The 24,422-nt window shown below is 73.0% G+C and carries 16 protein-coding genes and 1 pseudogene; 12 read left to right on the top strand and 5 right to left on the bottom strand.

Going from position 1 to position 24,422, the window contains the following annotated elements:
* Positions 1–117: 117 nt before the first annotated feature.
* A complete protein-coding gene (locus B207_RS38860) occupies positions 118–930 on the bottom strand; it encodes a TetR family transcriptional regulator (RefSeq protein WP_230205194.1) in 813 nt (270 codons plus the stop codon).
* A gap of 1,344 nt (positions 931–2,274) precedes the next feature.
* Here B207_RS38860 and B207_RS0124030 point away from each other — a divergent pair.
* The 3 genes from B207_RS0124030 (at position 2,275) to B207_RS0124020 (ending at position 7,951) form a co-directional block, all read left to right on the top strand.
* Complete coding sequence (locus B207_RS0124030; protein ID WP_084692305.1) at positions 2,275–6,588, top strand: diguanylate cyclase domain-containing protein; 4,314 nt, start codon at positions 2,275–2,277, stop codon at positions 6,586–6,588.
* Between the two features lie 197 nt (positions 6,589–6,785).
* Positions 6,786–7,148: a DNA-binding transcriptional response regulator gene (locus B207_RS0124025; RefSeq protein WP_230205193.1), complete on the top strand. Its 363-nt coding sequence runs from the start codon at positions 6,786–6,788 to the stop codon at positions 7,146–7,148.
* Entirely contained in the window at positions 7,145–7,951 is an 807-nt protein-coding gene (locus tag B207_RS0124020; protein WP_018639193.1) for a sensor histidine kinase, read from the top strand. Before B207_RS0124025 ends, B207_RS0124020 begins: the two co-directional genes overlap by 4 nt.
* 45 nt (positions 7,952–7,996) lie before the next feature.
* Here the strand turns inward: B207_RS0124020 and B207_RS0124015 are convergent, their stop codons facing one another.
* The gene (locus tag B207_RS0124015; protein WP_018639192.1) at positions 7,997–10,021 is read right to left on the bottom strand and encodes a hybrid sensor histidine kinase/response regulator; all 2,025 of its coding nucleotides are present in this window, start codon (positions 10,019–10,021) and stop codon (positions 7,997–7,999) included.
* 138 nt (positions 10,022–10,159) lie between these two features.
* On the bottom strand, positions 10,160–11,308 hold the full coding sequence (locus B207_RS35280; protein ID WP_154675584.1) for a phosphatase PAP2 family protein: 1,149 nt from the start codon (positions 11,306–11,308) through the stop codon (positions 10,160–10,162).
* 596 nt (positions 11,309–11,904) lie between these two features.
* Between B207_RS35280 and B207_RS0124005 the strand changes: the two genes are divergently transcribed.
* Both B207_RS0124005 and B207_RS43020 read left to right on the top strand, forming a co-directional pair.
* A complete protein-coding gene (locus tag B207_RS0124005) occupies positions 11,905–13,449 on the top strand; it encodes a response regulator (protein WP_230205192.1) in 1,545 nt (514 codons plus the stop codon).
* Between the two features lie 201 nt (positions 13,450–13,650).
* Positions 13,651–14,257 (top strand): annotated as a pseudogene (locus B207_RS43020) (SDR family oxidoreductase).
* 134 nt (positions 14,258–14,391) lie between these two features.
* Here B207_RS43020 and B207_RS0123995 read toward each other — a convergent pair.
* The gene (locus B207_RS0123995; RefSeq protein WP_026311390.1) at positions 14,392–14,811 is read right to left on the bottom strand and encodes a hypothetical protein; all 420 of its coding nucleotides are present in this window, start codon (positions 14,809–14,811) and stop codon (positions 14,392–14,394) included.
* 391 nt (positions 14,812–15,202) lie between these two features.
* On the opposite strand from B207_RS0123995, the gene B207_RS0123990 reads away from it, so the two are divergent.
* The gene (locus B207_RS0123990) at positions 15,203–15,964 is read left to right on the top strand and encodes an SDR family NAD(P)-dependent oxidoreductase (RefSeq protein WP_018639183.1); all 762 of its coding nucleotides are present in this window, start codon (positions 15,203–15,205) and stop codon (positions 15,962–15,964) included.
* Positions 15,965–16,020: 56 nt separating this feature from the next.
* Here B207_RS0123990 and B207_RS0123985 read toward each other — a convergent pair whose 3' ends face one another.
* The gene (locus B207_RS0123985; protein ID WP_018639182.1) at positions 16,021–16,902 is read right to left on the bottom strand and encodes a TIGR03854 family LLM class F420-dependent oxidoreductase; all 882 of its coding nucleotides are present in this window, start codon (positions 16,900–16,902) and stop codon (positions 16,021–16,023) included.
* A gap of 367 nt (positions 16,903–17,269) precedes the next feature.
* On the opposite strand from B207_RS0123985, the gene B207_RS0123975 reads away from it, so the two are divergent.
* From B207_RS0123975 to B207_RS0123950, 6 genes are all read left to right on the top strand, one after another.
* Complete coding sequence (locus B207_RS0123975) at positions 17,270–17,749, top strand: hypothetical protein (RefSeq protein ID WP_018639179.1); 480 nt, start codon at positions 17,270–17,272, stop codon at positions 17,747–17,749.
* Positions 17,750–17,864: 115 nt separating this feature from the next.
* The gene (locus B207_RS0123970; protein ID WP_018639177.1) at positions 17,865–19,682 is read left to right on the top strand and encodes a hypothetical protein; all 1,818 of its coding nucleotides are present in this window, start codon (positions 17,865–17,867) and stop codon (positions 19,680–19,682) included.
* Between the two features lie 87 nt (positions 19,683–19,769).
* A complete protein-coding gene (locus tag B207_RS0123965; RefSeq protein ID WP_026311389.1) occupies positions 19,770–21,902 on the top strand; it encodes a serine/threonine-protein kinase in 2,133 nt (710 codons plus the stop codon).
* A 193-nt stretch (positions 21,903–22,095) separates the two neighbouring features.
* Entirely contained in the window at positions 22,096–22,734 is a 639-nt protein-coding gene (gene sigK, locus B207_RS0123960; protein WP_026311388.1) for an ECF RNA polymerase sigma factor SigK, read from the top strand.
* Positions 22,731–23,453, top strand: a complete 723-nt coding sequence (locus tag B207_RS0123955; RefSeq protein WP_018639172.1) for an anti-sigma factor — start codon at positions 22,731–22,733, stop codon at positions 23,451–23,453. Before sigK ends, B207_RS0123955 begins: the two co-directional genes overlap by 4 nt.
* 84 nt (positions 23,454–23,537) lie before the next feature.
* Entirely contained in the window at positions 23,538–24,356 is an 819-nt protein-coding gene (locus B207_RS0123950) for a class I SAM-dependent methyltransferase (protein ID WP_018639169.1), read from the top strand.
* The last annotated feature ends 66 nt before the right edge of the window (positions 24,357–24,422 follow it).

Genomic DNA, 24,422 nt, shown 5'->3' with positions numbered 1-24,422 from the left:
GGAAATTCTCGCGCACCTGCTTCATGCCTGCAGTGGTACCTGGCCCCTGCAGTGGTACCTGGCCTGCAGTGATCCAACCGTGCGCAGCTGCGCGAGCTGCGTGGTCTGCCGCGGGGCCTACCCGTGCGCGGCCTCGGCACTCCCCCAGCCTCGCACCATGGGACCGGCACCGACACATCTCAGCGCCATCGCCACCACCGCCCGGACGATCCACTCGACGTCCCGCCCATCCCGCGGCAGCTCCTCAGCCATCGAGAGCGGGCCGACGACCACCTCGCCGATCGCTCCGGTCAACGCGGTCGCCGACATCATCGGATCCTGCACCGGCAGGATGCCCGCCTCCACGCCCTCACCGACCAGAACGGCGAACACGTCCCGGTACCGGCGGCGGAAGATCAGCCGTTCCACTTCCGCCGCCGGATCGGACGGCCCCACCAGCAACGCATGCGTGAGCCCGCGCCGGGCCAGCGCACGGCGGGTGAACAGGGCCACCGCAAGCACCAGACGGTCCACCGGGTCGCCCACCTCCCTGGCCGTCTCCCGACCGTCGCCTGCCACAGCCGCGAACCGTTTCCCCGGCTCACCGCCATGCACGACAGACAGCGTCACCCCAGCCCCAGCCCCAGCCCCGTCCGCGCCGCCCTCGTCCGGCGAACCGTCACTGCCGCCGGCACCGGCTGCTTCCAGGACATCCATGAGGTCAGCCGGCACAGCTACGGCGGCGACCGCCGACAGCAGGACCACCTCCTGCGCCGCGGCCCGCCGGAAGACCTCGCACACGAGCGCCGACTTCGATGAGAAGTGCTGGTAGACCGAGCCAACCGACATCTCCGCCGCCGCGGCGACGGCCGTCACGGAGGCACCGCTCCAACCAGCCCGGGCGACGAGCTCGGTGGCCGCCACAAGAAGCCGCTCACGAGCTGCGGCCAACCGGTCATCCACAGTGGCAGTACGGCGGTAGGGCACACAAGGAGTGAAGCATTGTTCGCGCCTTCGGACAGCAACGTGCGCGCGATTCACCTCCAACGGACCAGCCCGATCAGGCGATCGTCATCCCGCCGCGTCCAGTGGCGGCCGGTGCACCGCGGGAGCCCCGCACCGTGCGGTCAGCAGAAGCCGCTGGGCGACGCACAGATAGCCGACGCCCATCACGACGCGTTCCATGCGACCCAGTTGATGTGAATGACAATCCAGCAATCCAGCATCAGCCTGACGTTCACCGCCCGATCTGGCGAAGGACCGGCCGCGAGAAGCCCACGCACCCACCATCGCTGAATGCGGCATCTGCCTCTTCGCTGACGCAGGGCGGAGAGAGTTCACCGATAGGTGACCGCGCCTCCGGCAACCATCGGCCTGTGTTGGACGCCGATGGGGGGCGCGCGAGCTATATGAGGCCGCGGAACTCTGCGGCTTTCGACTGGGTAGTTTCTACCACACGGGAGCTTACGAACATCAGGCGCAATCCAGCGGGTCGACCGCTTCGCAGGCGTTTCCCACCCGACCGCCAGGCTTCAGTCGCACAGCGTCACACGGCAGAACCACTCCGCCCACCGTTCCGCGCCTGCTCCCCAAGCACCGTGAACAGGACTTTCTGCCTCCCTCGACCCACCTCGAGCCCACCCCGGCCGCACCGCCACCCACAACAAACCCGATGATCAAGATTACGGAAAGTTTTTATCCCGGACGTGAGAGGAGACACGAGGAGCACCGGGCGTCGCTGCGACATCGCCTGATCGCGGGGAGCTTCACATCTCCAGTCTCCGGAGGCGGTCGAGCGGTTCGCGCTCGACCCGGCCACGGACCACGTGCGCCCGGAGTGGACGTCCCAGGGCCTCGCTGGGGCAACCCGCCGCCCGACCACGAACACCGGCCGCGCAGAACCGGTCACCCAGGGCGTGGGCCGCCCGCCCGGTATCCGAACCGTCCTCCGAGCTGGCCAGTCGACACGTGCCGACGGCCCGGCCCATTTGTAGATGTGACCTCGATGTGGCCGCTGGATCCCCGTAGTCGATTGTCCGCCGGCCCATCCGGCCACCGCGAATGGATCCTGCGACGCCCCCGACCTGGCGGATTCCCGCCACCGCCGATATGGCCTGCCGGCGCCGGACTCACCGACAAACCGCGTCGACCTGCCCGCGGGTGAAACTCTGGGCAAGGACGCTCGTATGCTCTTCCTCTACCGGGATTCGGCGGGCAAAACCAATACCGTCACAGGGATCACTCCCGGCAGGGGGCCGACGCTACAGCGGCGGAGATGTGAACGGATTCTGGCGGATGAGGATGGTCTACTGGCGGCGCCGAGCTGCGCCTGGCGTACACGCGCGACCGCGGGCCCGACGTGCCCGCCGTGCCCGGCACGCGAGCCGGCAGTCACCGGCATCGAGGTTCCTGGTCAGCTGGCCGCTCGCGAGCGGGCTCACGGCCGTTCTCGTCCTCAGCTGCGTGGCGCTGCTCGGAGGCAACCACTGGCTTGAGGGGGCCGAGGAGAACCGCCTGACGGCCCGCACGAGCCTGATCAGGAACATCGCCGGCTGGGAGTCCGACGTCAATGACCCGGCGCGCCTGCGAACGGCTGTCGACCAGACCGACTTCGACCGCGACAACACCGCACTCGACACCCAGCTCCTGGCACGTTTCCAGCTCACCGCCGCCAGCGACGCCACCCAGGTGGTCGCCCTGATCGACCGGTCCGAGGAGCCTCTCGCGATCCGCCCCACCCAGGAGACGCTCCAGGTCAGGGACCTCGGGCCGGCCTGGGCAGCCGCCTGGAACGGCGACAACGCCGTCTCACCGGCGTTCCGGCTGGGCGACAGGGTCGTACGCGCGACCGTCGTCCCGGTCGGCGGTCAGACACCCTGGGCAGTACTGGTGAGTGTCTCCACCGAACAGTCGAACCAGCAGCTCGGCACCGCGATCGGCGCGCTGGTGCGGCTGCGCGACGGCGGCTCGCTCTCGACGGTCGACCCGAACGGCGTCGCGGTGATCTCGACCGACGGCACAGCCGTCGGAAAGCAGATCATCGATCGTTCCGAGCTGTATCGGACGGTCCGGTCCGCCGGGCAGCCCCGGGTCTGGTCCACCGGTGGCGACGACGGCCTGACCCACATCGCCGCGACCCAGCCGACAACCGGCTACACCACCTATCTGGTGCAGCCGACCGACCAGTTGTACGGGGCGCTGCGGGCACAGCGGTCCCACCGCAACCTCACCCTGCTCGCGGTGACGATGGTGGCGGTCCTCGCCATCGCCGTCGTCGGCCTGCGCGACGAGAACCGCACCCGCCGCCGGCGCGACGATCTGCGCTCGATCCTGGCGGCGACCCGCGACATCGTGATGACCGTGTCGGTCGGGGGCCGCCTGGAGTACATCAGCCCGGCGGTGCAGTCCCTGCTCGGCCGCCAGCCCGCCACGCTGCGCGGGCGACCGCTCGCCGGGCTGGTGCACGCCGCGGACATCCGCCGCGTCACAGCACTGCTGACCGAGCAGTCTCCCGCACCTGTCATGAACGTCCGGCTGCTGTCCGGCGGCGGCGGCGAGCGGTGGTTCGACATCTCCGCCTGGCGGCTCAGCGACCGCACCGACCCGTGCCAGGTGATCCTGACCTGTCATCCGATCGAGCGGCGCAAGGAACTTCTGGACGAACTCGGCTTCCAGGCCGGGCACGATCCGCTGACCGGTCTGGCGAACCGGGCGACGTTCGACGAACGCCTGGCGGCCGCGCTCGGGGAACGGTCACCCACCGACGCCGTCTCCCTGCTGTTCATCGACCTTGATCATTTCAAGCCGATCAACGACACCTACGGGCATGCCGCCGGCGACCAGGTGCTCGCCGTCGTCGCGGAGCGACTGGCCGCGGCGCTGTCTGCCGCCCAGTCGGTCACGGCGTTGCCCGGCAGGGCCACAGCCAGCCGCTTCGGCGGCGACGAGTTCGGAGTCCTCCTCCCGGGCGCCGACGGGGAGACCGCGGGCCGCGTCGCCGAGCGTCTCGGCCGGGCACTGCGGGAACCGATCGGACTCGGTTCCGCGCAGGTCGCTGTCGGGGCCAGCATCGGTGTCGCGGTCACCCGGACACCGTGCCGCCCCACTCACCTGCTGCGGGCCGCTGACGAGGCGATGTACCGGGCGAAGGCGGGCGGACGGGGCCGCTACGCGATCAGCGTCGTCGAGGCCGCGGCCCCCGCGCCGGACGATCCCGGCGCTCCGAGCGACCCGTCCGCACCGGCCTCCGGGGCGACGCCGCGTTCCGGGCCGGTGCCCGGGCCGGTGGCGGGCGGTCCAGGTGCCGGCGTGCCGCCTGGTCACCCACTCACGCGCGGCGGTCCGGCCGGGAACACGCCACGCCCGCCGGGCGGGTGGCGACGGCTCACGGAGGTGATCCCGTCCGCCACCGCGGTCGTCGTGCTCGTCGGCATCCTGGTCAGCAGCCTGGTGCTGGAGGCCGCGGCCCGTGACAGGACGCAGAAGGAGCGGCTGGAGGCCGGCACGGATCTGGTGGGGCATCTGACGAAGTACGCCCACGACCTCAGCGACCCCGGCCGGCTGACCGGCGCCGTCTCGGATTTTCCCTGGGAGATCGACGATCGCGCTTCGCTGACCGCATCCCTGCGGGCCATGGCATCGGCGCCGATCGGCGGCCCCAGCTCGCTCCTCGCGATCGTCAACCCGATCGGCGAGCTGCTGGCGGTGGAACCACCCGGCGCACAGGTACCGATCGGCCCGCTGGACCCGTTCTGGAGCATCTCCAGCCATGGCGGGGCGCTGACACCACTGTTACGCGTCGGCGGTCACCGCCAGATCTGCACCGTCGTTCCGATCCTGCGTGGTGGTGTGACCAGGGCCCAGCTGATGATGTGTCCCACCGGCGTGCTGCCCGCCGCCCAGATGCTGCGCACGACGGACGGTCTGTCCAGCGATGTCGGGGAGGGTGGCGTCTCCGTCCTCGACCAGAACGGGCAGGCGATCCTCTCCTGGGACGAGTCGCTGCTCGGGCAGGTTCTGGTCGACCCGGCCGAGCTGCGGCGCATCGGCCCCGACAGCCCCCTGCGGGTGCGCTCCCGCGGGGGGCCGGGCACGATCGCCGTCGCGGCCAGTATTCCGAACGGCGGGTACGTGCTGCTCGACCAGACCGCCGACCTGGTCGAGGTGAGCACGCTCGAGCACCGCCCGATGAGGGACGGGTTCCTCTTCGGCATCATCGGCGTCACCGTGCTCGGGCTCGCCGTCGCCAACCGGCGCCGGGAACGCGCCATCCGGCAGGACTTCGAGCAGCTCGAGATCCTGTTGCACGGCGCCCACGACATCGTCGTCCTCCTCGGCCGGGACAGGCGGCTGACCTTCGTCAGCTCCGCGGTCGACCGCCTGCTGGGCCGGGACAGGCGGTCGATGATCGGCCATGATCTCCTGCGGTACGTGCACCCCGAGGACCAGCGGGCCGTCGCCGCCTTCCTTGACAGGCCCGGCAGCGGCCTCCAGACGCAGGCGCTCACGAGCGGTGGCTCGGACGGTGGCTCCGGGGCCATGGCCGCGCCGCCCGACGCATCGCTGATCCAGGACGTCCGGCTCAAGGCCCATGACGGCATCTACCGATGGTTCGACATCGAGGCCGCGATCTGGGAGGCGACGGACGCTGCCGGGCGCCCGCGGGTGCCCGTCCTGACCTGCCGGGAGATCGGGGCACGGCGCGGCCTCACCGAACAGGCCCGCCGCAGGGCGCGGCATGACCCGCTCACCGGCCTGCCCAACCGGGCCGCGCTCGCCGAGTATCTCGAGACGATCGCACGTGACCAGGACGCCTTCGCGATCCTCCTCGTCGACCTTGACGCGTTCAAGCCCGTCAACGACAGGTTCGGGCACGCGGCCGGTGACCACGTGCTGCGGGTGACGGCCGACAGGATCCAGCGGGTCATCGCCGCCGACCAGGACACTGCCCTCGCCGGTGCGGCCGGAGGCCTCTCCCTCGGAGCGGCTCCCGGCGGTGGGCCGGATGCTGTGCCCGGCGACGGCCCGGCGGGCGTGGGCGCAACCACCGACGCGGACGCAGCCACCGGCGGGTGGAGCGGGGAGGAACGCCGGCGGCTGCACCGGCCGTCATCCTGGCTGCGCCGGAACGCGAGCGGGTCCTGGTACCGACCCGAGCGCGGCGCGGTCTTCCGGATCGGCGGTGACGAGTTCGTCGCCGTGCTGACCGGGCCCAGCACCACCCTCACCGGCGGGCTGGATGTGGAGACCGTCGCCTGGCACGCCGCGGACCAGATCACCGCCGTGGTCCGCGAGCCGATCATCGCGGACGGGCATCTGGTCTCGATCGGCGCGACGGTCGGCGTGGCGCTGTCCCGCGGGCTGGCGGACCCGCAGGCCGTCATCGGGCTCGCCGACGCCGCCATGTACGAATCGAAGCGGGCCAGCGGCGGGGGACGACCGACGACCAACCCACCTGCGCCGCCGCCGCGAGCCCCGGGCCAGGCCCGGCCCTCGGCCGCCCCGGCTCCGGCCCCGGCCCCGGCCCCGTTGCCGGCCGCGGCGCGCCAGCGACCGACGACGGATTCCGACACGCGGTCGCCGCACACCGGTGCCGAGCACGTATGGTGACCAATGCTGGCACATCGCGATACACGATTGCACGGCTGCGCCGTCCAGTGGCGGGGCTGTGTCGTATCGTGTCGCCGGCCGGCAGGCGATGGTGATGACCTGGTTGAAGGCGACCGAGGTGGCGCGTGCGGAACCCATGCAGTGGTGAGGCACCTGCGCCTGCCCATCCACGGGCTCTGGTGGTCGACGACCAGGAGATGATCAGGGTGCTGGCTGCCCGGGTGCTCTCCGACGGGGGGTGGTCGGTCGCCACCGCCGGCGACATCGCCGGGGCTCTCGCGCTGCGGCCGCTGGAGTTCGACGCCGTCATCATCGACACCCGTCTCGGTCCGGAACGCGGCACCGAGCTGTTCGACCAGCTGCGCGCGCAGGACCCGCTGGTGTCCCGGCGCTGCCTGGTTCTCACCGGCGCCGTCGCGGATCCCAGGCCTGACGACGTGGCCGTTCTCCTCAAGCCGTTCCGGGCTGACGATCTGCTCGATGCGGTGAACGGCCTGGCCGGGCGCCGTCCCACCGAGAACGGCCCGCGGGACGGTGTGCGCCCCGGGCGGGCCGGGTGAGCCGGCCCGGAACGGTCGGGCCGCCGCAGGCCGCCGCCGAGCGCCTGCTCTTCCTCATGATCGCACTACAGGAACGTGAGAACCGGGCGCTGACCGACGCGCTCCATGACGGGCCGATGCAGGACATCACCGGGATCCTGCTGTCCCTCGCGAGTCTGCGCCGCGGCCTGCCCGAGGACACGGCGGAGCGGATCGCGCAGATCGAGACCCGGCTGCGCGACACCACCGCCACCCTGCACCGGCCGCCACCACCGTTCCGGCCGGGCAACAGCCCCCGGCAGATGCTGGAGCTGGGCCTGACCCAGCGGGTGGAAGGCGTGCTCGTGGAGCGGCTGTACATCAGCCTGGACATCGACTCCTCCCCGCCCGTCATCGGTGAGGTCGCCGTCCTGCTCGCCACCGTCCAGCTCCTGCTCCAGGAAAGCGATCCGATCCACCAGGCCGCGCGTGCCCTGGTGGCGATCCGGTCCAGCCCGGAAGGCATCGATCTGGCGCTGCGCGTCGCGTACGCGGCGACCGCGACCCAGCCCTACGCCCCTGATCTCACGGCCAGGGCGAGCCCCACCAGCGCGGCACCGGCACCCGGCGGGGCGGGCGGCCCCGGCCCGGCCGACGACGCCGCGGCGGCGGCGGCGGACGAGGGCACGCCAGAGGACACCCCCCCGAGGGACAGCGCGGCGAGCTGGCTGGAGCGGCTGCGGCCGGTGGCCGAGCTGCTCGGCGCGCAGCTTCGGGCCGACTCCGTGACGGGCGCGTGGTCGGCCATGGTGCGGCTGCCCCGCCGCAGTGCTCGGCCCCGATAGCCAGCGAGCCGCGGGGCGGGGACCAGACCCGGCCTCCGGACCAGCTCAGTCGCTGTCCGTCGGCCCCACGTACCCGCCGGACGCCGGATTGCCGTAGGCGGGCCTGGCCGTCGGGGATGCGTCGAGGACCTCCCGCACCTTCGACAGCAGCACCCGCTCGGAGAAGGGCTTGGTGAGCAGGGCCAGCCCGGGCTCGAGCGTTCCGTTCTGCGCGAGGATGGGGTAGGCGTAGCCGGACATGTAGAGCACCCGCAGCTGCGGGCGCCGCCGGCTGATCCGCTCCGCGACATCCCGACCGAGTACCTGGGGCATGACAACGTCGGTCAGCAGCAGGTGGATCTCGTCACTGATGGTCGAGGCCAACGAGATCGCCTCGGGCCCGCTGCGGGCGATGACCACCTGATAACCGTTGCGCGCGAGGATGCGCCGGGTGAGCTCCCGCATCGCGGGCTCGTCCTCGACAACCATGATCGTTTCACCGCCGAACAGTTCCCCGCTGGCCGGCAGCTCCTCGGCCAACGGCACCTCGCCCTCGATGGCCGGCAGCATGGCGCTCACCGTGGTGCCGACGTTCACCGTCGAGATGATCTCCACGTGCCCACCGGCCTGCGTGATGATGCCGTAGACGGTCGCCAGCCCGAGCCCGGAGCCCTCGCCCTTCGCCTTCGTCGTGAAGAACGGCTCGAAGGCCCGCGCCATCACCTCCGGGTACATCCCGGTGCCGCTGTCGCTGACCCGCAGATGCACGAAGCGCCCCGGGCGCAGCCCGGGCTTCAGCGAGGCCGTGTCCTGGTCGACCCGCACGTTGGACGTGTCGATGGTCAGCGTGCCGCCGCCGGTCATCGCGTCCCGGGCGTTGACCGCGAGGTTGACCAGCACCTGCTCGATCTGCCCGACGTCGGCCAGCGCCGGCCACAGCTCGGGGTCGGCGTAGGTGTGCAGCTCGACATGCTCGCCGAGGGTGCGGCGCAGGAGCTGCTCCATGTCGTGCACGATCTCGTTGAGGTCGAGCGGGCGGGGCTGTACCACCTCCCGGCGCCCGAAGGCGAGCAGCTGGTGGGTCAGCTGCGCGGCCCGGTCGGCGGCCCGCTGGACCTGCTCGATGTCGCGACGGGCGGACTCCCAACGGCCGCCCTGCAGCTTGGCGGCGTCGCCGACGACCTCGCCGACGAACGCCGTGTAGTTGATGATGACGGCGAGCAGGTTGTTGAAGTCGTGGGCGACGCCGCCCGCGAGCTGGCCGAGGCTTTCCAGCCGCTGCGACTGGTGGAGCTGTACCTCCAGCCGTTCCCGCTCGGCCTGGGCTCGCAGCCGTTCCCGCTCGGCCTGGGCCTCCAGCCGGTCGGTGACGTCCCGGATGGCCGCGGAGACGAGCAGCCCGTCCTCGGTCTCCAGGGCGGACAGGGAGATCTCGGCCGGGAACTCCGAACCGTCCCGACGCCGGGCGGCCAGCTGCATGCCGGCGCCCATCGGCCGCGGCCGCGGATCCTCGAAGTAGCGGTCACGGTGCCGCGGATGCAGGGAGCGGGTCCCCTCCGGGACGAGGATCTCCACCGAGTTGCCGACCAGCTCGTCGCGGTCGTACCCGAACAGGCGCTCGGCCTGCGCGTTCACCAGCGCGATCCGGCCGTCGGGACGGACCCCGACAATCGCGTCCGGCGCCGCCTCCAGCAGGCCCCGGAACATCGCCTCGGCGCGTTTGCGGCTGGTGACGTCCCGGATCGCCGCCGTGACGAACGTTCCCTCAGCCGTTTCCACTGCCGACAGCGAGATCTCGGCGGGGAACTGGGTCCCGTCGCGGCGCAGCGCGGCGAGCTCCATGCCGGCGCCCATCGGCCGTGGCCGCGGATCAGTCAGGTAGGCCGCCCGCCTGGCCGGATGGGAGGCCCGGTACACCTCCGGGACGAGGATCTCGACGGACTGGCCGACCAGCTCGTCCCGCCGGTACCCGAACAGGCGCTCGGCCTGCACGTTCACCAACGCGATCCGGCCGTCGGGACGGACCCCGACAATCGCGTCCGGCGCGGCGTCGAGCAGACTGCCAGGCGGGACGTCGGCATATCCCGCCAACGACAACCCCCAGACGGTGAACGATGTGTCACACAATGACACATGGTAGCCCGGGTAACCGCAGGCCCTCGACCTCGTACGGCCTGACGGGCAGGCCTGTGCGGCGAGCGCGCCGATCCTCGCCGGCAGACCGCCCGACTACGCCGGTGGCGCTCCCCCGGAGCATGGCTCCACCACGCCCCGGGGCTCGCGCGAACCGTCCGCGGGCGACGGAACGAGCCGGCCCGCGGACCGCCCCGCCGCGGGGGCGCGGAAGCCGCGACTCACCACGGTGGGAGCCTCCGTGCCAGGACCGCGCCGGCCGACCAGGATCACCGCGCCCGCGACGAGCAGAGCGCCCACGATGCCGTCCAGCCAGTAGTGGTTCGCCGTGACGACCACGACGGCCACGGTGGCCAGCGGCTGGATCAGCGCGAGCCAGCGTGCCCGGTGCCGCAGGATCGTCACCACCGCCCAGGCTTCGAGCACCGCCCAGCCGACGTGCAGGCTCGGCATCGCCGCGTACTGGTTGGCCACCCCGTCCGTCGCGTCGCTGTACGGGGACGGCCCCAGGACCGCGCCGGTGTCGACCAGCCGCAGTGAGGGAACCATCTCGGGCAGGAAGCGCGGCGGCGCCAGCGGGAACAGCAGATGAATCACCAGCCCGACCCCGGTGGCCAGGATGATCACGTTGCGGACCCGGCGCCAGTGCTCGCGGTGCCGCGCGAAGACCCACACCAGGAGCAGGATCGCCGCGGGAAAGTGAATGCCGACGTAGTACCAGTTCGCCCCGCGTGGGATCCAGTCGTGGGCGAGCACGGCTCCCTGCAGCACCGCCTCGTCCGGCAGGCGGAGGAACCGCTCGAGATACCAGACGTCCAGCGCGTTGCCGAGCGCCTCGGGCTCCCGCCCGGTGGCCAGGTGTCGGCTGAGCCCGTAGCCGACGTACAGCATCGCCAACAGCGCGATCTGCCCCACCGTGTAGAGGACCAGGCCTATCCGGGGGTCGAGGCGCACCAGGCGCAGCCGCGCCCGGCTGGCCCGCCACCCGAGCTCCGTGCCAGCGGCGACGGGTGCCCCGGCGGCGGCCGGCCCGACCATGACCGGCTCCACCGGCCCGGCCGAGACCTGGTCGGCGGGCGGGGCAGGGGACGGAACCACCGCGGCCGGAACGACGGGAGCGACCGGCGAGGGCCCTGACGAGACAGCCCGGCCCGGCGGCAGAGCGACCGGGACGAGCCCCGGCATCGCCTGCGCCCCGAACACGCACCACCGCCGCGGCGGCGCGGCCGAAGAAGCACCGGCCATGTTTCCCTCCTCCGTCCACGGCTCACCCCGAACACGGCGTCACTCCGGGCACCGCCAAACGGAACAAACCACGCTGCCACAGAAGCGACAACCAGAGTGTTACCGAAGGGTCCGACAGTTCCGCGTCGCGCTGCCGTCCCGACCGGAAACCTCCGGACCGTCATAGTGGTCGACTGAGCCGAGTCTCGCCCGAGCAACGATCAGACGCAGTAGTGCCAGCCCCCCGATCGGCCCTGGAGCCACCGCCCCCGGCACCCGGCCGCGACACGGTCCGGCCCACCGCCGGGAGCCGGCGCGCGCGGCCGACGCCCGCGCCACGCCCCGGTGCCACCCGCGCCACCAGCGCAGTCGGCACCGCCGCCGTCAGGGGGCTCGAGCCGCGCCCCGGCCTCGGCGGCACGGCCCGTCCGGGTGCCGAGGCCGCACCGGCTGTCGCCTTCCAGACAGGACGGTGCCGCCCGAGGGACAACCGTCCGGGCACCGCCGATCGGGGTGTCCGTACAGGCCGCGGGCGTCCGCGGGGAGGCAGTCCGCCCCGCGGGGGTGGTGCCAGCACCCCCTGCCGCGGTGGCCCTGGCCTGCTGGCACCGAGGGTGGTGAACCGGCTGAATGGTGCCATGGCGCGCAACGGCACGGCGGGCGACGGACCAACGGGCGGCACACTCACCGACGACACATCGAGCGGGGCACGGACGGGGCACATCACCGTGCTGCTCGCCGACGACAACCTCATCGTGCGGGAGGGCGTCCGGGCGCTGCTGTCCCAGGTCGCCGGCATCTCGGTCGTCGGGGTGGCTGCCGACCACGACGATCTGGTGCGCTCCGCCGGCCGGCTGCGGCCGGACGTCGTCCTGACCGACATCCGCATGCCACCCGACTTCACCGACGAAGGGGTCCGGGCAGCACAGCGCATCCGCGCGGCGAGCCCGGCGACCGGCATCGTGCTCCTCTCCCAGTACGACGAGCCCGACTACGCGATCACACTGCTCCGTGACGGCGTGTCAGGCTATGCCTATCTCCTCAAGGAACGGGTCGCCGATCCGGACCTGCTCGCGCGGGCCATCCGTGAGGTCGCCGCCGGGGGTTCGCTGCTGGACCCCGCCATCGTCGCCGCCGTGATGACGCCGGTCCGCGAATCCGGGACGCTGACCCCGGACCAGGAGGAGCTGCTGCGCGACGTCGCCCACGGGAGGCCCGTCGCCGACATCGCGGCCCGACACGGCGACACGCCCGCCGCCGTGAACGCGGCGATCGACACACTGTTGCTCCGGCTCGCCCAGGACGCGAGCTCGGGCCAGGCCGGAGCGCTGCGCCGGCTGCGCATGCTGCACGAGGCCCTGATGAAGCGCGAGGAGCAGGACGCCGCGCTCGCCCGCCTGCTGCCGAGCGGCCTGGCGGAGAAGCTGCGCGACGACGCCACGGCGGCCGGCCGGGCCGAGCGGCTCGTCGTCACCGTGCTCATGTCGGACGTCCGCGGCTACTCGGGCATCGCGCAGCGGACCGATCCGATGGTGCTGGCCCACCAGCTGGACGAGCACCGGCGCGAGATGAACGCGGCGATCCTGGCCGAGGGCGGCACCGTCCTGCAGTACGCCGGGGACGCGGTCATCGCCGTCTTCGGCGCGCCGAACCCGAGCACCGACCACCGCGAGCGCGCGGTGCGGGCCGCCGATGCCATCCACCACCGGCAGAACAGCCTGAACGGGCGGTGGGCCGCCCGGGGGCTGGCACCGTTCGGACTGGGTGTCGGGGTCTCCACCGGCGAGGTCGCCGCGGCCCTGCTGGGCTGTGACGCCCGCCAGGAGTACACCCTGGTCGGGGACACCATGAACCTCGCTGCGCGGCTGCAGACGATGGCCGAGGCGGGCGAGACGATCCTCAGCGCGGCGACCGCGACGGCGGTGCCGAGCGACGCCGTGGTCCCGCTGCGGCCGCAGCCGGTGAAGGGCCGCGTGGGCGAGGTGCACGCCTTCCGCCTCGTCTCGACGCCCGCCTCCGCAGCCGTCCCGGTGTCCGTTCCCGCCCCGCGCGCCGTGCCCGCGGAGGCACAGCGGGACGCATCTGGTCCAGCACGGAAGCGGTCCGGTGGTGGCAGGGGTCCGCGGCGCCGCCGGCGGCTGCTCCTGCGCTCCGCCGCCTGATTCGTCCGGTCCCCGGCCAGTCCGGCGGGGGCCGGAGCGGCTGCTCGGGAATCTCGGGAATCTCGGGAAGGATGGTGCCCCGTCGGACGACCGAGCCAGCCGGAACCGGAGCTGCTGGTCGGACCGGCGCTGCCGGCCGACCGGGAAGAGCCGGCCGGTTCGGCCGCGGCGGGCGCAGCGGAACCTGATCGGAGGACCGGAATGGCGAACGCACAACCATCGGCGGCGGGAACGGGCCGAGGCGTCGCCGTGGTCACCGGTGGAAGCCGCGGCATCGGCGCGGCCTGCGCCCGGCTGCTCGCACGGGCCGGGTGGACGATCTGCCTCACCTACCGGGCCGAGCAGGAGGCCGCCACGGCGGTCGCCCGGGACTGTGACACGGCGGCCCGGCAGTTCCGCGCCGAACACGGCATCACGGGTGAACCGGCCCCGGCCGTCGCCGTCGGTGCGGACCTCGCCGATCCAGCGTCCATCCCGGGGGTCTTCGCCGCGGCGGCCCGACTCGGCAGCCCGGGGCTGTACGTCGACTACGCGGCGAGCAAGGGGGCCGTCGACACCTTCAACCCTGGGCCTGGCCCGTGAGGTCGCGGGCGAGGCCGTGCGGGTGAACGCGGTGCGCCCGGGCATCATCGCCACCGACATCCACGCGACGACCGGCGACGCGGACCGCCCCGCGCGCATGGCGAGCAGCATCCCGGTGGGCCGCCCCGGCAGCGCCGAGGAGGTCGCCGAGGCGGTCGCGTGGCTGTGCTCGCCGGCCGCCTCTTACACGACAGGCGCCATCCTGGACGTCACCGGCGGCCGCTGACCAGATCGCTGACCCGCCAGCTCCCGGTCGCCACCGAGCCGTCGAGCCACCGAGCGCCGTCGAGCCGCGTCATTCGGTGGGCCTGCCGCCGCGCGGCGGGGCCGGGCCCGGACGGCCCACCGGAGCCGGGGGTTCTACCGGGCCGACGGCGGGCGGAACATGATCAGCGCGGTCGGGTTGCGGCGGGCGTAGCGCAGGGCGGCCCGCTCGCAGGATCCGCTGACCCATTCCAGCGTCCACTCGACGTCCACCAGGCTCACGACGTCCGCGACCCGCTGCTGGAACTCGTCGTCGACCTCCTGCTCGGCACTGCGGGACGCGTAGGCGACCCCCTCCATCCCGAACGCGCCGTACATCCCGGTGGACCATCTCGCCCACCGTGACCACCGGTCACGTACAGCCACGACGACCAGTCGCGAACCCATCCGCGCCGCGAGCTCCGCCGCCAGCAGGACGTCGGCGAGATCTCCGGCGTCTCCGGCACGTAGGCCCACGATCACATGACTGCCCGACGTCGTCCGCGTGGCGAGTCGACGCCCCTCCGCCTGCTCCACGGCTCCTCCTCCGCCCGCGCCATCCCGGCCGAATCCGGCCAGGAAGGATGGCCACGATTGTGATGTGTGTCGCCTCAAAGGGGAAGTGCCGTGGCGGACCGATTTTTGACGGAGTCATCTGCTACGTGCGCCGAGACCACCGTCCTTCGCCCTCGCCCGTCCCTCCGGCCGGCCCACTCGCACCATGCGGCCTGGTTTCCGTCTCCTGGTTCTGCCCAGATCCGCTGGTGCGTACGCGGATCTGTCGCGGCCGGGGCCCATCAGGGCCGACAATCATGGGCTCCGGGAACATCGGGCCAGCTACCGGCCCGCGGCGGAACGTAGCCATCTGCACACCGTCCGATCACGTCGGGCGGGGCCGCCGAGGACTGCCCGGAGGCGAGGAGCTGACATGTCGGTGCTGGACAAATTCCGCCTGGACGGCAAGGTCGCCGTCCTCACCGGTGCGTCGTCCGGCCTCGGTGTCGGCTTCGCGCGGGGACTGGCCGAGGCCGGCGCGGACCTCGCGCTGGGCGCGCGGCGCACGGACCGCCTGGCCGTCACGGCGGCGCTGGTCGAGAAGGAGGGCCGCCGCGCCATCAGCGTAGGCACCGACGTCGCCGACCCGCAGGCCTGCCAACGACTCGTGGACGAGGCCATGACCGCCTTCGGGCGCGTCGACATCCTGGTCAACAACGCCGGGGTCGGCTGGGCCTACCCGGCGGTCAGGGAGTCCCCGGAGCAGTTCCGGTCCGTCATCGACGTCAACCTCAACGGCTGCTACTGGATGGCGCAGGCGGCCGCACGGGTCATGCAGCCGGGCAGCAGCATCATCAACATCTCGAGCGTGCTCGGCATCAAGACCGGCGGGCTGCCGCAGGCCGCCTATTCGGCGAGCAAGGCCGGGCTGCTCGGGCTCACCCGCGACCTCGCCCAGCAGTGGACGGGCCGGCGCGGCATCCGGGTGAACGCGCTGGCGCCGGGCTTCTTCGAGACCGAGATGACCGATCAGTACCAGCCCTCCTACCTCGCGTCCCGGACGGAGAGGATCCTGGCGGGACGGTTCGGGAACGTCGAGGAGCTCACGGCGGCGCTGATCTTCCTCGCCTCGGACGCGGGCGGCTACGTCACCGGCCAGACCCTCGTCGTCGACGGCGGCTCCACCATCACCTGACCTGGCTGGCCCCGCCTGCCCCGGGCTGCTCCTGACCGGCCCCGACCGCCGCGCGGTCAGGTCTGCAGCGGCATCAGCTCGCGGACGAAGCCGTCCAGGAACTCCGGCCATTCCGCCTCGCCGATGGCCGGATACACGACGAACTTGCTGACACCGGCAGCCGTGTAGCGGGCGATGAGGTCGCGGGCCGCCGCCCAGCCGAGCGGGACGAGATCCGCCGGATCGGTGTCCGGCTGCCGGGCCCGCAGTGCCGCGACCGTCGCCGGAGGCAGCTCACCGAAGGCGATCCGCAGGCTCAGCCCGAAATGATCGGGGTCGATCTGTCGGCCGGCGGACGCGGCGGCCTCGTTGATCGCGGTGATGCCGGCGGCGGCCCGGGCGGGATCGACGAGGCTGGCCAGCCAGCCGTCGCCGAACCGGCCGATGCGGCGGAGGGCGGCCGGCGCGGCGCCGCCGAGCCAGACGTCGAGCGGGCGGGCCGGGCGGTCCCCGATCCCGATGTCGGTGACGTCGAAGAACTCGCCGTGGAAGGTCACGGAGTCCTCGGCGAGCAGTCGGCGCAGCAGCAGGAGTGCCTCGTCGAACACCGCCCCCCGCTTCCCGGCGGGCACCGGGAAGGCTCCCCGGTCGCCGCTTCGCGCCGGTGCGAGCCCGAACACGGGGAGCACGCGCCGCGGGGCCACCGCCGCCAGGGTCGCGAGGTGCTTGGCGAGCAGGACGGGGTTGCGGCCGGGGAGCACCGCGACGCTCGTGCCCACCTTGAGGGTGCTCGTACGGCCGAGCGCGAAGGCCATTCCGGCGAGCGGGTCGACAGCCTCGGTCGAGAGCTGTTCGGACAGCCACAACGAGTCCACACCCAGTTTCTCGAGCGCGTCGACGCGTTCCGCGAACACCCTGCCGGGCACCGAGGCGAAACCGACTCCGATGCGAATCTTCACGGCTCAAGCCTAGGACGGCCCGGCGCCCGGCGCGGCTGGCCCGAAGCGCCGCCAAGGGCCTCGCAACCACCCCGGCGGACTATCCGTGAGGACGTCGACAACTGGGCAAATCGGGGCATTGACCCCAGCCCTGGGGTCGGAGGAACGTGGCGGGAATGGGCGACGTCGGCAAGCCTGAACGCATCGTCGAGGACGAACCGATCGGATTCCCCGACGAGGAGCCCCTGACGGCTCCCGGGCCGGTCCCGGCCCTGCCAGCGCCGGTGCAACCCGCGGGACCCGCAGGACCCGCGGGACCAGAAGAACCCGTGGAACCGGCACGACCGCTCGAGCCCGCCGGACCGGTGACAGCGCCCGCGGCGCCGGTGTGAGCCTGCTCGGCTGGCGCCAGTGGGCGGTGGACGGTGACGGGCTGCTGCGCCCGGCCTGGACCCCCTGGTCGCCCTTCCCGTCCGGGATGCTGCTCTGGCGCCCGGACGGTCTGACCGAGGCACACTGCCTGCGCGCCAGGGCGTCCGGGCAGGACCCGCCGCATGACCTGCTGCCGGCCGAGGACTGCCTGTGCGGCCTCTACGCCTGGCGCGACACCGCCCTCCTGGCGGCAGCGCGGCGGCCCCGCTGGACGAGGCTGCCCTGCGTCATCGGCACCGTCCGGCTCGGCGGGCGCGTGATCATCGCCGAGCGCGGCTACCGAGCCCAGCGCGGCTACCCGGTCGCCGTGCTCGACCCGCGCGGTCTGGTCTCGCCCCGCTACTCGGTCGCGCGCTACCGCACCTGGTCGGCGCTCGTCGCCGAATGGGACGACCAGCGCCCCCTCGCCCGAGACCCGGGCCTGCACCAGGACTAGGGTCTTGCCCGCACACAAACGGACCATATTGCCCCAACTGCGCCCATATGCGGCTTCGGCGCTTTCCTGACGGGGTCGCGGCCACCGGGCATGTCCCGTGGCGAGGGGGAGCGGCATGGCAGTCGGCACGGACGAAGCCGGTCCGACGGTCGCCGGGCACCACCCGGCACCTGCCAGCTGGACGGCTCGCGCGCGGGCGGCGCGGATGCCGCTCGCCGTCCTCGCCGGGTACCTCGTCCTTGCGTTCGCGCTCTTCCGCGCCGCGTGGGCGGATCCCGGCGGTGTGGTCTACGGCTACAGCGACTCGATCCTCTTCGCCTGGTATCTCGGCTGGATCCCGCACGCCCTGGTCGAGGGGCTCGACCCGTTCGTCACCTCGCACCTGAACGCCCCGGCCGGCACCAACATCCTGTGGAGCACGCCCGTCCCGCTGCTCGGCCTGCTCGCCGCACCGGTGACGGCGGCGTTCGGCCCGGTCGTGAGCCTGAACCTGCTGATCACCCTGGCCCCGGCCCTGTCCGGCTTCATGCTGTTCCTGGTCCTGCTGCGGTGGGTGTCGGCGCCGCCCGCCGCCGTAGCCGGCCTCCTCTACGGCTTCGGGCCGTACATGATCGGCGAGTCGTACGGCCATCTGCACCTCACGTTCGCCGTCTTCCCGCCGCTCCTGCTCCTGCTGCTCGACGACCTGCTGGTGCGCGGGCGGAGTCCGGTGCGGACCGGGGCGCTGCTCGGGGTCGCCGTCGCGGCGCAGGCCATGATCGCCGAGGAGATCCTGGCGACGTCCGCGCTCGTCGGCGGGCTCGGGCTGCTCATCGGCGGGCTGACCCACCGCCAGCTCGCCCGGGACCGGGCCGCCGCGCTCGGGCGCGGGCTGCTGACCTGTGCGATCGTCGCCGGCGCGCTGCTCGCCTGGCCGCTGGCCGTCCAGTTCTTCGGCGCCCAGCGGGTGCACGGGAACATCCAGCCGCACGACGTGGCCGTCTCCGACCTGTTCACCTTTGTCACGCCGACCCCGGCCCAGCGGCTCGCACCGGACGCCGCGCTCCGCCACAGCAGCCGCTTCACCGGCAACGCGGTGGAGGTGACCGGCTATCTCGGCCTCCCGCTGATCATCGCCGCGGCGGGTGTCGCCGTCGTGCTGCGACGCGACCCGCTGGTCGCTCTGTTCTCCCGGCTGGCCGTGGTGACGGCGCTGCTGTCGCTGGGCGGGCATCTGCACATCGACGGGCGGACGACCCGGGTCCGGCTGCCCTGGCTGCCCCTGGAGAGCCTGCCCGTCATCAACAGCGCGCTGCCGTCCCGACTGGCGCTGTACGTGATGATGTTCGTGGGCATCGTCGTCGCGGTCGGCCTGCACCGCGCCGCCGGGGTGACGACCCGACCCGGGGCCGATCCCCCGCAGACCGCCCGTCACCGGACGCCACAGCGTCGCTCCCGCGCGGCGCTGGTGCTGGTCACGGTGGTGATGCTGGTTCCCCTGGTGCCTCGCGACCATGTCACGACGCCGGCGGCCACCCCCGCCTTCTTCACCGGTGACGCCGTACACGCCGTTCCCGAAGGGGCGACGGCCCTGGTGCTGCCCTACCCGTATCCGGCGCGTACCGAGGCGATGCTGTGGCAGGCCGAAGCCGGGTACCGGTTCCGCCTCGCGGGCTGCTACTGCACCATTCCGGGCCCGGACGGCCGCGCTGCCTTCAACGCCTGGACGGATCCGCTGAACAGCGTCCTCGTGGCTATCGAGCAGGGCCGGGCGGACGCCGCGGCCGTCCTCGCCGACCCCACCGTCCGCGTCGCCTTCGACGCGCTCGCTCCGGACGCGGTGATCCTCGGCCCCACCCCGGGGCACGACGAACTCGCCAGCCTGGTGACCGGCCTCGTCGGCTTCGAACCGACCGTCGTCGACGGCGTCAGGCTGTGGGTCCCGCGGCGCTGACCCGATGTCCGCGATCCGTCCTGCCGCCCCGTCGCCAACCGCAGCCTGAGATGCTGGCCTGGTACAGATATGGGCCGAGGGGGTCAGGTGGCAGTCGGTCCGGGTGGCGCACGGCTCGTGGCGGGCCGTTACCGGCTCGTGGCCCGGCTTGGAGCCGGCGCGATGGGAACCGTCTGGCGCGCCTTCGACCAGGTTCTGGAGACCGAGGTCGCGCTCAAGGAGATCGAGTTCGCCGGCGGGGTGCCGAGCGCCGAGCGGGCCGAACGCGTGGAGCGGGCGATGCGCGAGGCCCGGCACGCCGCCAAGCTGCGTGCCCACCCGCATGTGGTGACCATCCTGGACGTCGTCCTCGAGAACGACCTGCCGTGGATCGTCATGGAGCTGGTGCCGTCCCGGTCGCTGTTCGAGGTGGTCCGCGACACCGGCCCGCTTCCGGTGTCGGACGTCGCCCAGATCGGCATAGCCGTGATCGACGCCCTGGTCGCCGCCCGCGACCGGGGCATCGTCCATCGCGATGTGAAACCGTCGAACATCCTTCTCGGCACGGACGGCCGTGTGGTGCTCACCGACTTCGGCATCGCGACCGGCGACGGCGACCCGACACTGACCGTGACCGGAGTACTCGGTACTCCTCTCTACATGGCGCCCGAACGACTGAACAACGCTCCGGCCAACTTCGAAGCCGATCTGTTCAGCCTGGGCGGCACGCTGTACTTCGCGGTCGAGGGGCGTCCCCCGTTCGAGCGGGAGAGCTTCGGCGCCATGCTCACCTCGGTGCTGCTCCATCCGCCGACGCCGATGCGGCTCGCCGGCCCGCTGACGGGCATCCTCACCGGCCTGTTGGAGAAGGAGCCGCAGCGGCGGCTGCCCGCCGGCGCCGCGCGGTCGATGCTCGCCGACCTGACCGGAGCGGACCGGCCGGTCGAGACGTCCGAGCGGGCCGGGCTGGGCGAGACCGGCTCCCGAACCGGAACGACAGCGCCGGGCGCGCCGTCCGGGGCCGACGGTCCCCTCGGCGCCTCCGGTCCGCCCGGCGCTGTCGTCCGCGCGGACGGCCTGGGCTGGCGTGCGCGCGCCGACGGCGGCGGCGGGCCGGAACCCCGGCGGCAGACACCCACCCTTCCCGACCCCGACGCACCGACGACGTTCGCGGTGCCCGTTCCGGCACGGCCGCGGCAGGCGGGACCCGCCGCGGCCGCAGGCACGCCGGCGGAGCCCTCGAACCCGCCCGCACAGCCCGCACAGGCCGCCCAGCCCGCCCAGCCCGCGGCGCAGCCCGGCCAGCCCGCGGCGCAGCCCGGCCGGTCCGGGGGGGACGCCGCCGCCCCGCCGCCGCCGGCGGAGGTCACCGTCGCCGAGCAGGACGGGGCGTTGCTGGTCTCCTGGGCACCCGCGCCGGGCGCCGAGACCTACCGCGTGGTCCGGGTGACCGCGGACCCGACGTCCGCGGCCGGGCGGCGGGAACGCAGCCTCGGGAGCACCGCCGCGACCCAGTTGTTCGACGCCGGGGTACCCAAGGGGGTCCGCGTGTGGCACGAGATCGTCGCCGTCGGGCCCCGGGCCGCCGGAGCGGCCAGGTCGGCGCCGGCACCCGGCCCGGCACGGACGGTGCTGCCCCCGGTGACCGCCCTGCGCGCGGACATGGCCGACGACGCCGTCGTGCTGTCCTGGCGTCCGCTGCCCAGCCATGACGAGGTCGTCATCGAGCGGACCCACGACGAGACGTCGTCCGTCCGCGGAGCGATGCGGCGGTACCGCGGGTTCAAGGGTGGTTTCGTCGACAGCGACGTGCAGCCCGGCGCCGTCTACCGCTACCGCGTGTGGGTGGCCGCCGGGGAGGAGTCGGACGGGCTGCGGCCCGACAGCTACGCCGAGGTGACCGCGAAGGTCATCGCCAGGCCCCGCGCCGTGGTGGATCTCGAGGTCCGCGACACCCTCGGCGGGACGGTGCTGCGGTGGACGACGGTGCCCGGCTCGGTCGTCCGCGTGTACGCGACCGAGGCTCCCCAGCAGGCGGGCCTCGCGGGCACCGGCCCGTTCGGGCCGGCGGACCGGGAGGTCGGCCTGGACTCCCTCCAGGGCCGGGCCCGGATCGTCGGAGAGAGCCGCCGCGGGCGGCTCGTCGACCGCGGCGTCGGCGGCACCGTCGTCTACACCCCGGTGAGCATCGTGGAGAACCGCGCGGTGATCGGCGAGGCGATCACCCACACCTCGGCGTAGCCCGGGGCGGCTCCGGCCGGCGCGGAATTTCCCGGCCCGCGGGCAATCCGCCGGCCGGTCGGCGCCGAAGTACGAGTGAGCACCGCCCGCCGCGGAGCCGCCGGTGATCGACCCGCTGGTGACGCGGCGCGGGGGGCGGTGCCACCGGCCCGGCCCGGCCGGCTCCGCTCCCACGATCCGGAGGACCAGCCCGATGCAACGACAAGCCGACGACGACGGGCGCGTCCTGCGCGCTGTCGCTGGTCATGACCCCGGCGATGGTGCCACCGACGAGGGCGTGCCGGACGTGGAGCAGTTGCTGCTGCGCGCCGGGCGCGGCGACAGCCACGCCTTCGCAGCTGTCTACGACCAGCTCGCGCCACGAGTGTTCGGGCTGGTCAGGCGGGTCGTTCGGGACCCGTCCCAGGCCGAGGAGGTCACTCAGGAGGTCTTCGTCGAGGTCTGGCGGCAGGCGAACCGGTTCGACCCGGCGCGGGGAAGCGCCGCGGGCTGGGTCTGCACCCTCGCGCATCGGCGGGCCGTGGACAGGGTGCGGTCCGCGCAGGCCGCGACAGAACGGGAACGGCGGGTCGCCTCGGCCGCACCGCGGGATGGCTGGACCGGCTACGACGAGGTCGTCGAGCAGGTCGAGCTGCGCCTGGAGTACGAGCGGCTGGACCGGTGCCTGGACGGCCTCACCAACCTGCAACGCGAGTCGATCTCACTCGCCTACTACAGCGGATACACCTACCGGGAGGTCGCGGAGCTGCTCGCGACACCGGTGCCGACCGTGAAGACCCGCATGCGCGACGGGCTGATCCGGCTGCGCGACTGCCTGGGGGTGGGGGCATGACATCGCCGGAGGCGCACACCCTGATCGGCGCCTATGCGCTGGACGCGGTGGACGGCACCGACCGCGCCGAGATCGAGGCGCATCTCGCCGCCTGCCCGGAGTGCGCGGCGGAGCTGGCCGGGCTGCGCGCCGTCGCCGGTGTCCTCGGCGGCGCGGTGCCGCGGACGCCGCCGGCCCCGCTCCGCGCGGCGGTCCTGCGGGAGGTCGCGGCAACCCGCCAGCTCCCGCCGGCCCTGTCAGACCAGCGCCGCCGCGGCCAGCGCCGCCCGCTGGCGGTGGCGATCGCCGCGAGCGCGGCCGCCGTCATCGCCCTCGTGGCGCTCGGCGTCGTCACCGGGGTGACGATCGACCAACGTCGCCAGCTCACCGAGGTGCGGGCGGAGGCGGCGGACCTCAGCGCGGTCACGTCGGAGCTGGCGGCCCGGACGGCGCAGCCGATGACCGGTGGCGGGAACCTCGCGGTGGTCGCCACGGCGGACAGGGTGTTCGTCGACATCCGCGATCTGCCCCCGCTCCCCGCCGGACGGGTCTACCAGCTCTGGGCGGCGGATGCGAAGGGTGTCCAGTCAGCCGGCATCGTCGCGGGCAACGCCGGGCGAAGCACCCGGTTCATGACAGTCAGGAAGGGGATGACCTCGATCAAGGTCACGGTCGAGCCGTCCGGTGGTTCCACGCAGCCGACAGGCGCGGTTCTCGCCTCCGCTCCGCTGCCCCGCTGACGCGTACGGCCCGTCTCCTCCCGCCTGACAGGCGGGAGGAGACGGGAACCGGCGGGCCCGGCCCTGGCGGGGCGTGATGCGAGCATGTCGGCCGTGAACATCTCCACCGGCCCCGCTTACGGGTACACCGACATCGACTCCGACGGCGCCAGGGCCGCCAACCGGCACTACTGGGACAACGAGGCCGCCGCCTACTACGCCGAGCACGGAGACTTCCTCGGCGACGTCGACTTCTGCTGGAGTCCGGAGGGACTGCGCGAATCCGACGTCCACCTGCTCGGTGACGTGACCGGACGAACCGTGCTGGAGGTCGGCTGCGGCGGAGCCCAGTGCTCGCGGTGGCTGGCCGGCCAGGGCGCCACGGTCATCGCCACCGACCTGTCCACCGGCCAGCTCGCCCAGGCGCGCGCGCTCAACGAACGCACCGGGGTGCCGGTTCCGCTCGTCCAGGCGGATGCGATCACTCTCCCGGTTCGGTCGGAGAGCATCGACATCGCCTGTTCGGCGTTCGGAGCGGTCCCGTTCGTCGCCGACAGCGCCGCGCTGATGAGCGAGGTGGCCCGTGTCCTGCGTCCGGGAGGCCGGTGGGTCTTCTCGACCACCCACCCCTTCGTGTGGTGCCTGCCGGATGCCCCCGACGCCAACGGGCTAGTCGTCTTCCACAGTTACTTCGACCGACGGGCGTACACAGAGCATTCCGACGGCGGCAAGCCCGTCTATGTAGAGGCACACCGGACGATGGGCGACCGCATCCGGGAGATCGTCGCCGCTGGCCTGCTGCTCATCGACGTCATCGAGCCGGAATGGCCTGAGGGTCACGACCGGGAGTGGGGCCAGTGGGGCCCCCTTCGGGGGCGGTTCGTTCCGTCGACGTCGATCTTCGTCACGGCCAGACCGCACTGACGGCGACCGACCTTCGGGCTAGCCGTGGTGCCGCTCACCGCGACCGGGACAGGCCGATCCGCGAGA

It is taken from the genome of Parafrankia elaeagni, assembly GCF_000374165.1.
Taxonomy (GTDB): Bacteria; Actinomycetota; Actinomycetes; order Frankiales; family Frankiaceae; genus Parafrankia; species Parafrankia elaeagni.
This window is presented reverse-complemented; position numbering and strand designations above follow the sequence as displayed.

Excerpts from the sequence above, each read along its gene's own strand:
- B207_RS35280 (WP_154675584.1), bottom strand. The coding sequence starts at position 11,308 with ATGGCCGGTGCTTCTTCGGCCGCGCCGCCGCGGCGGTGGTGCGTGTTC.
- B207_RS0123970 (WP_018639177.1), top strand. The coding sequence starts at position 17,865 with ATGGCAGTCGGCACGGACGAAGCCGGTCCGACGGTCGCCGGGCACCAC.
- sigK (WP_026311388.1), top strand. The coding sequence starts at position 22,096 with ATGCAACGACAAGCCGACGACGACGGGCGCGTCCTGCGCGCTGTCGCT.
- B207_RS0124030 (WP_084692305.1), top strand. The coding sequence starts at position 2,275 with ATGAGGATGGTCTACTGGCGGCGCCGAGCTGCGCCTGGCGTACACGCG.
- B207_RS0124025 (WP_230205193.1), top strand. The coding sequence starts at position 6,786 with ATGATCAGGGTGCTGGCTGCCCGGGTGCTCTCCGACGGGGGGTGGTCG.
- B207_RS0123990 (WP_018639183.1), top strand. The coding sequence starts at position 15,203 with ATGTCGGTGCTGGACAAATTCCGCCTGGACGGCAAGGTCGCCGTCCTC.
- B207_RS0123955 (WP_018639172.1), top strand. The coding sequence starts at position 22,731 with ATGACATCGCCGGAGGCGCACACCCTGATCGGCGCCTATGCGCTGGAC.
- B207_RS0123950 (WP_018639169.1), top strand. The coding sequence starts at position 23,538 with ATGTCGGCCGTGAACATCTCCACCGGCCCCGCTTACGGGTACACCGAC.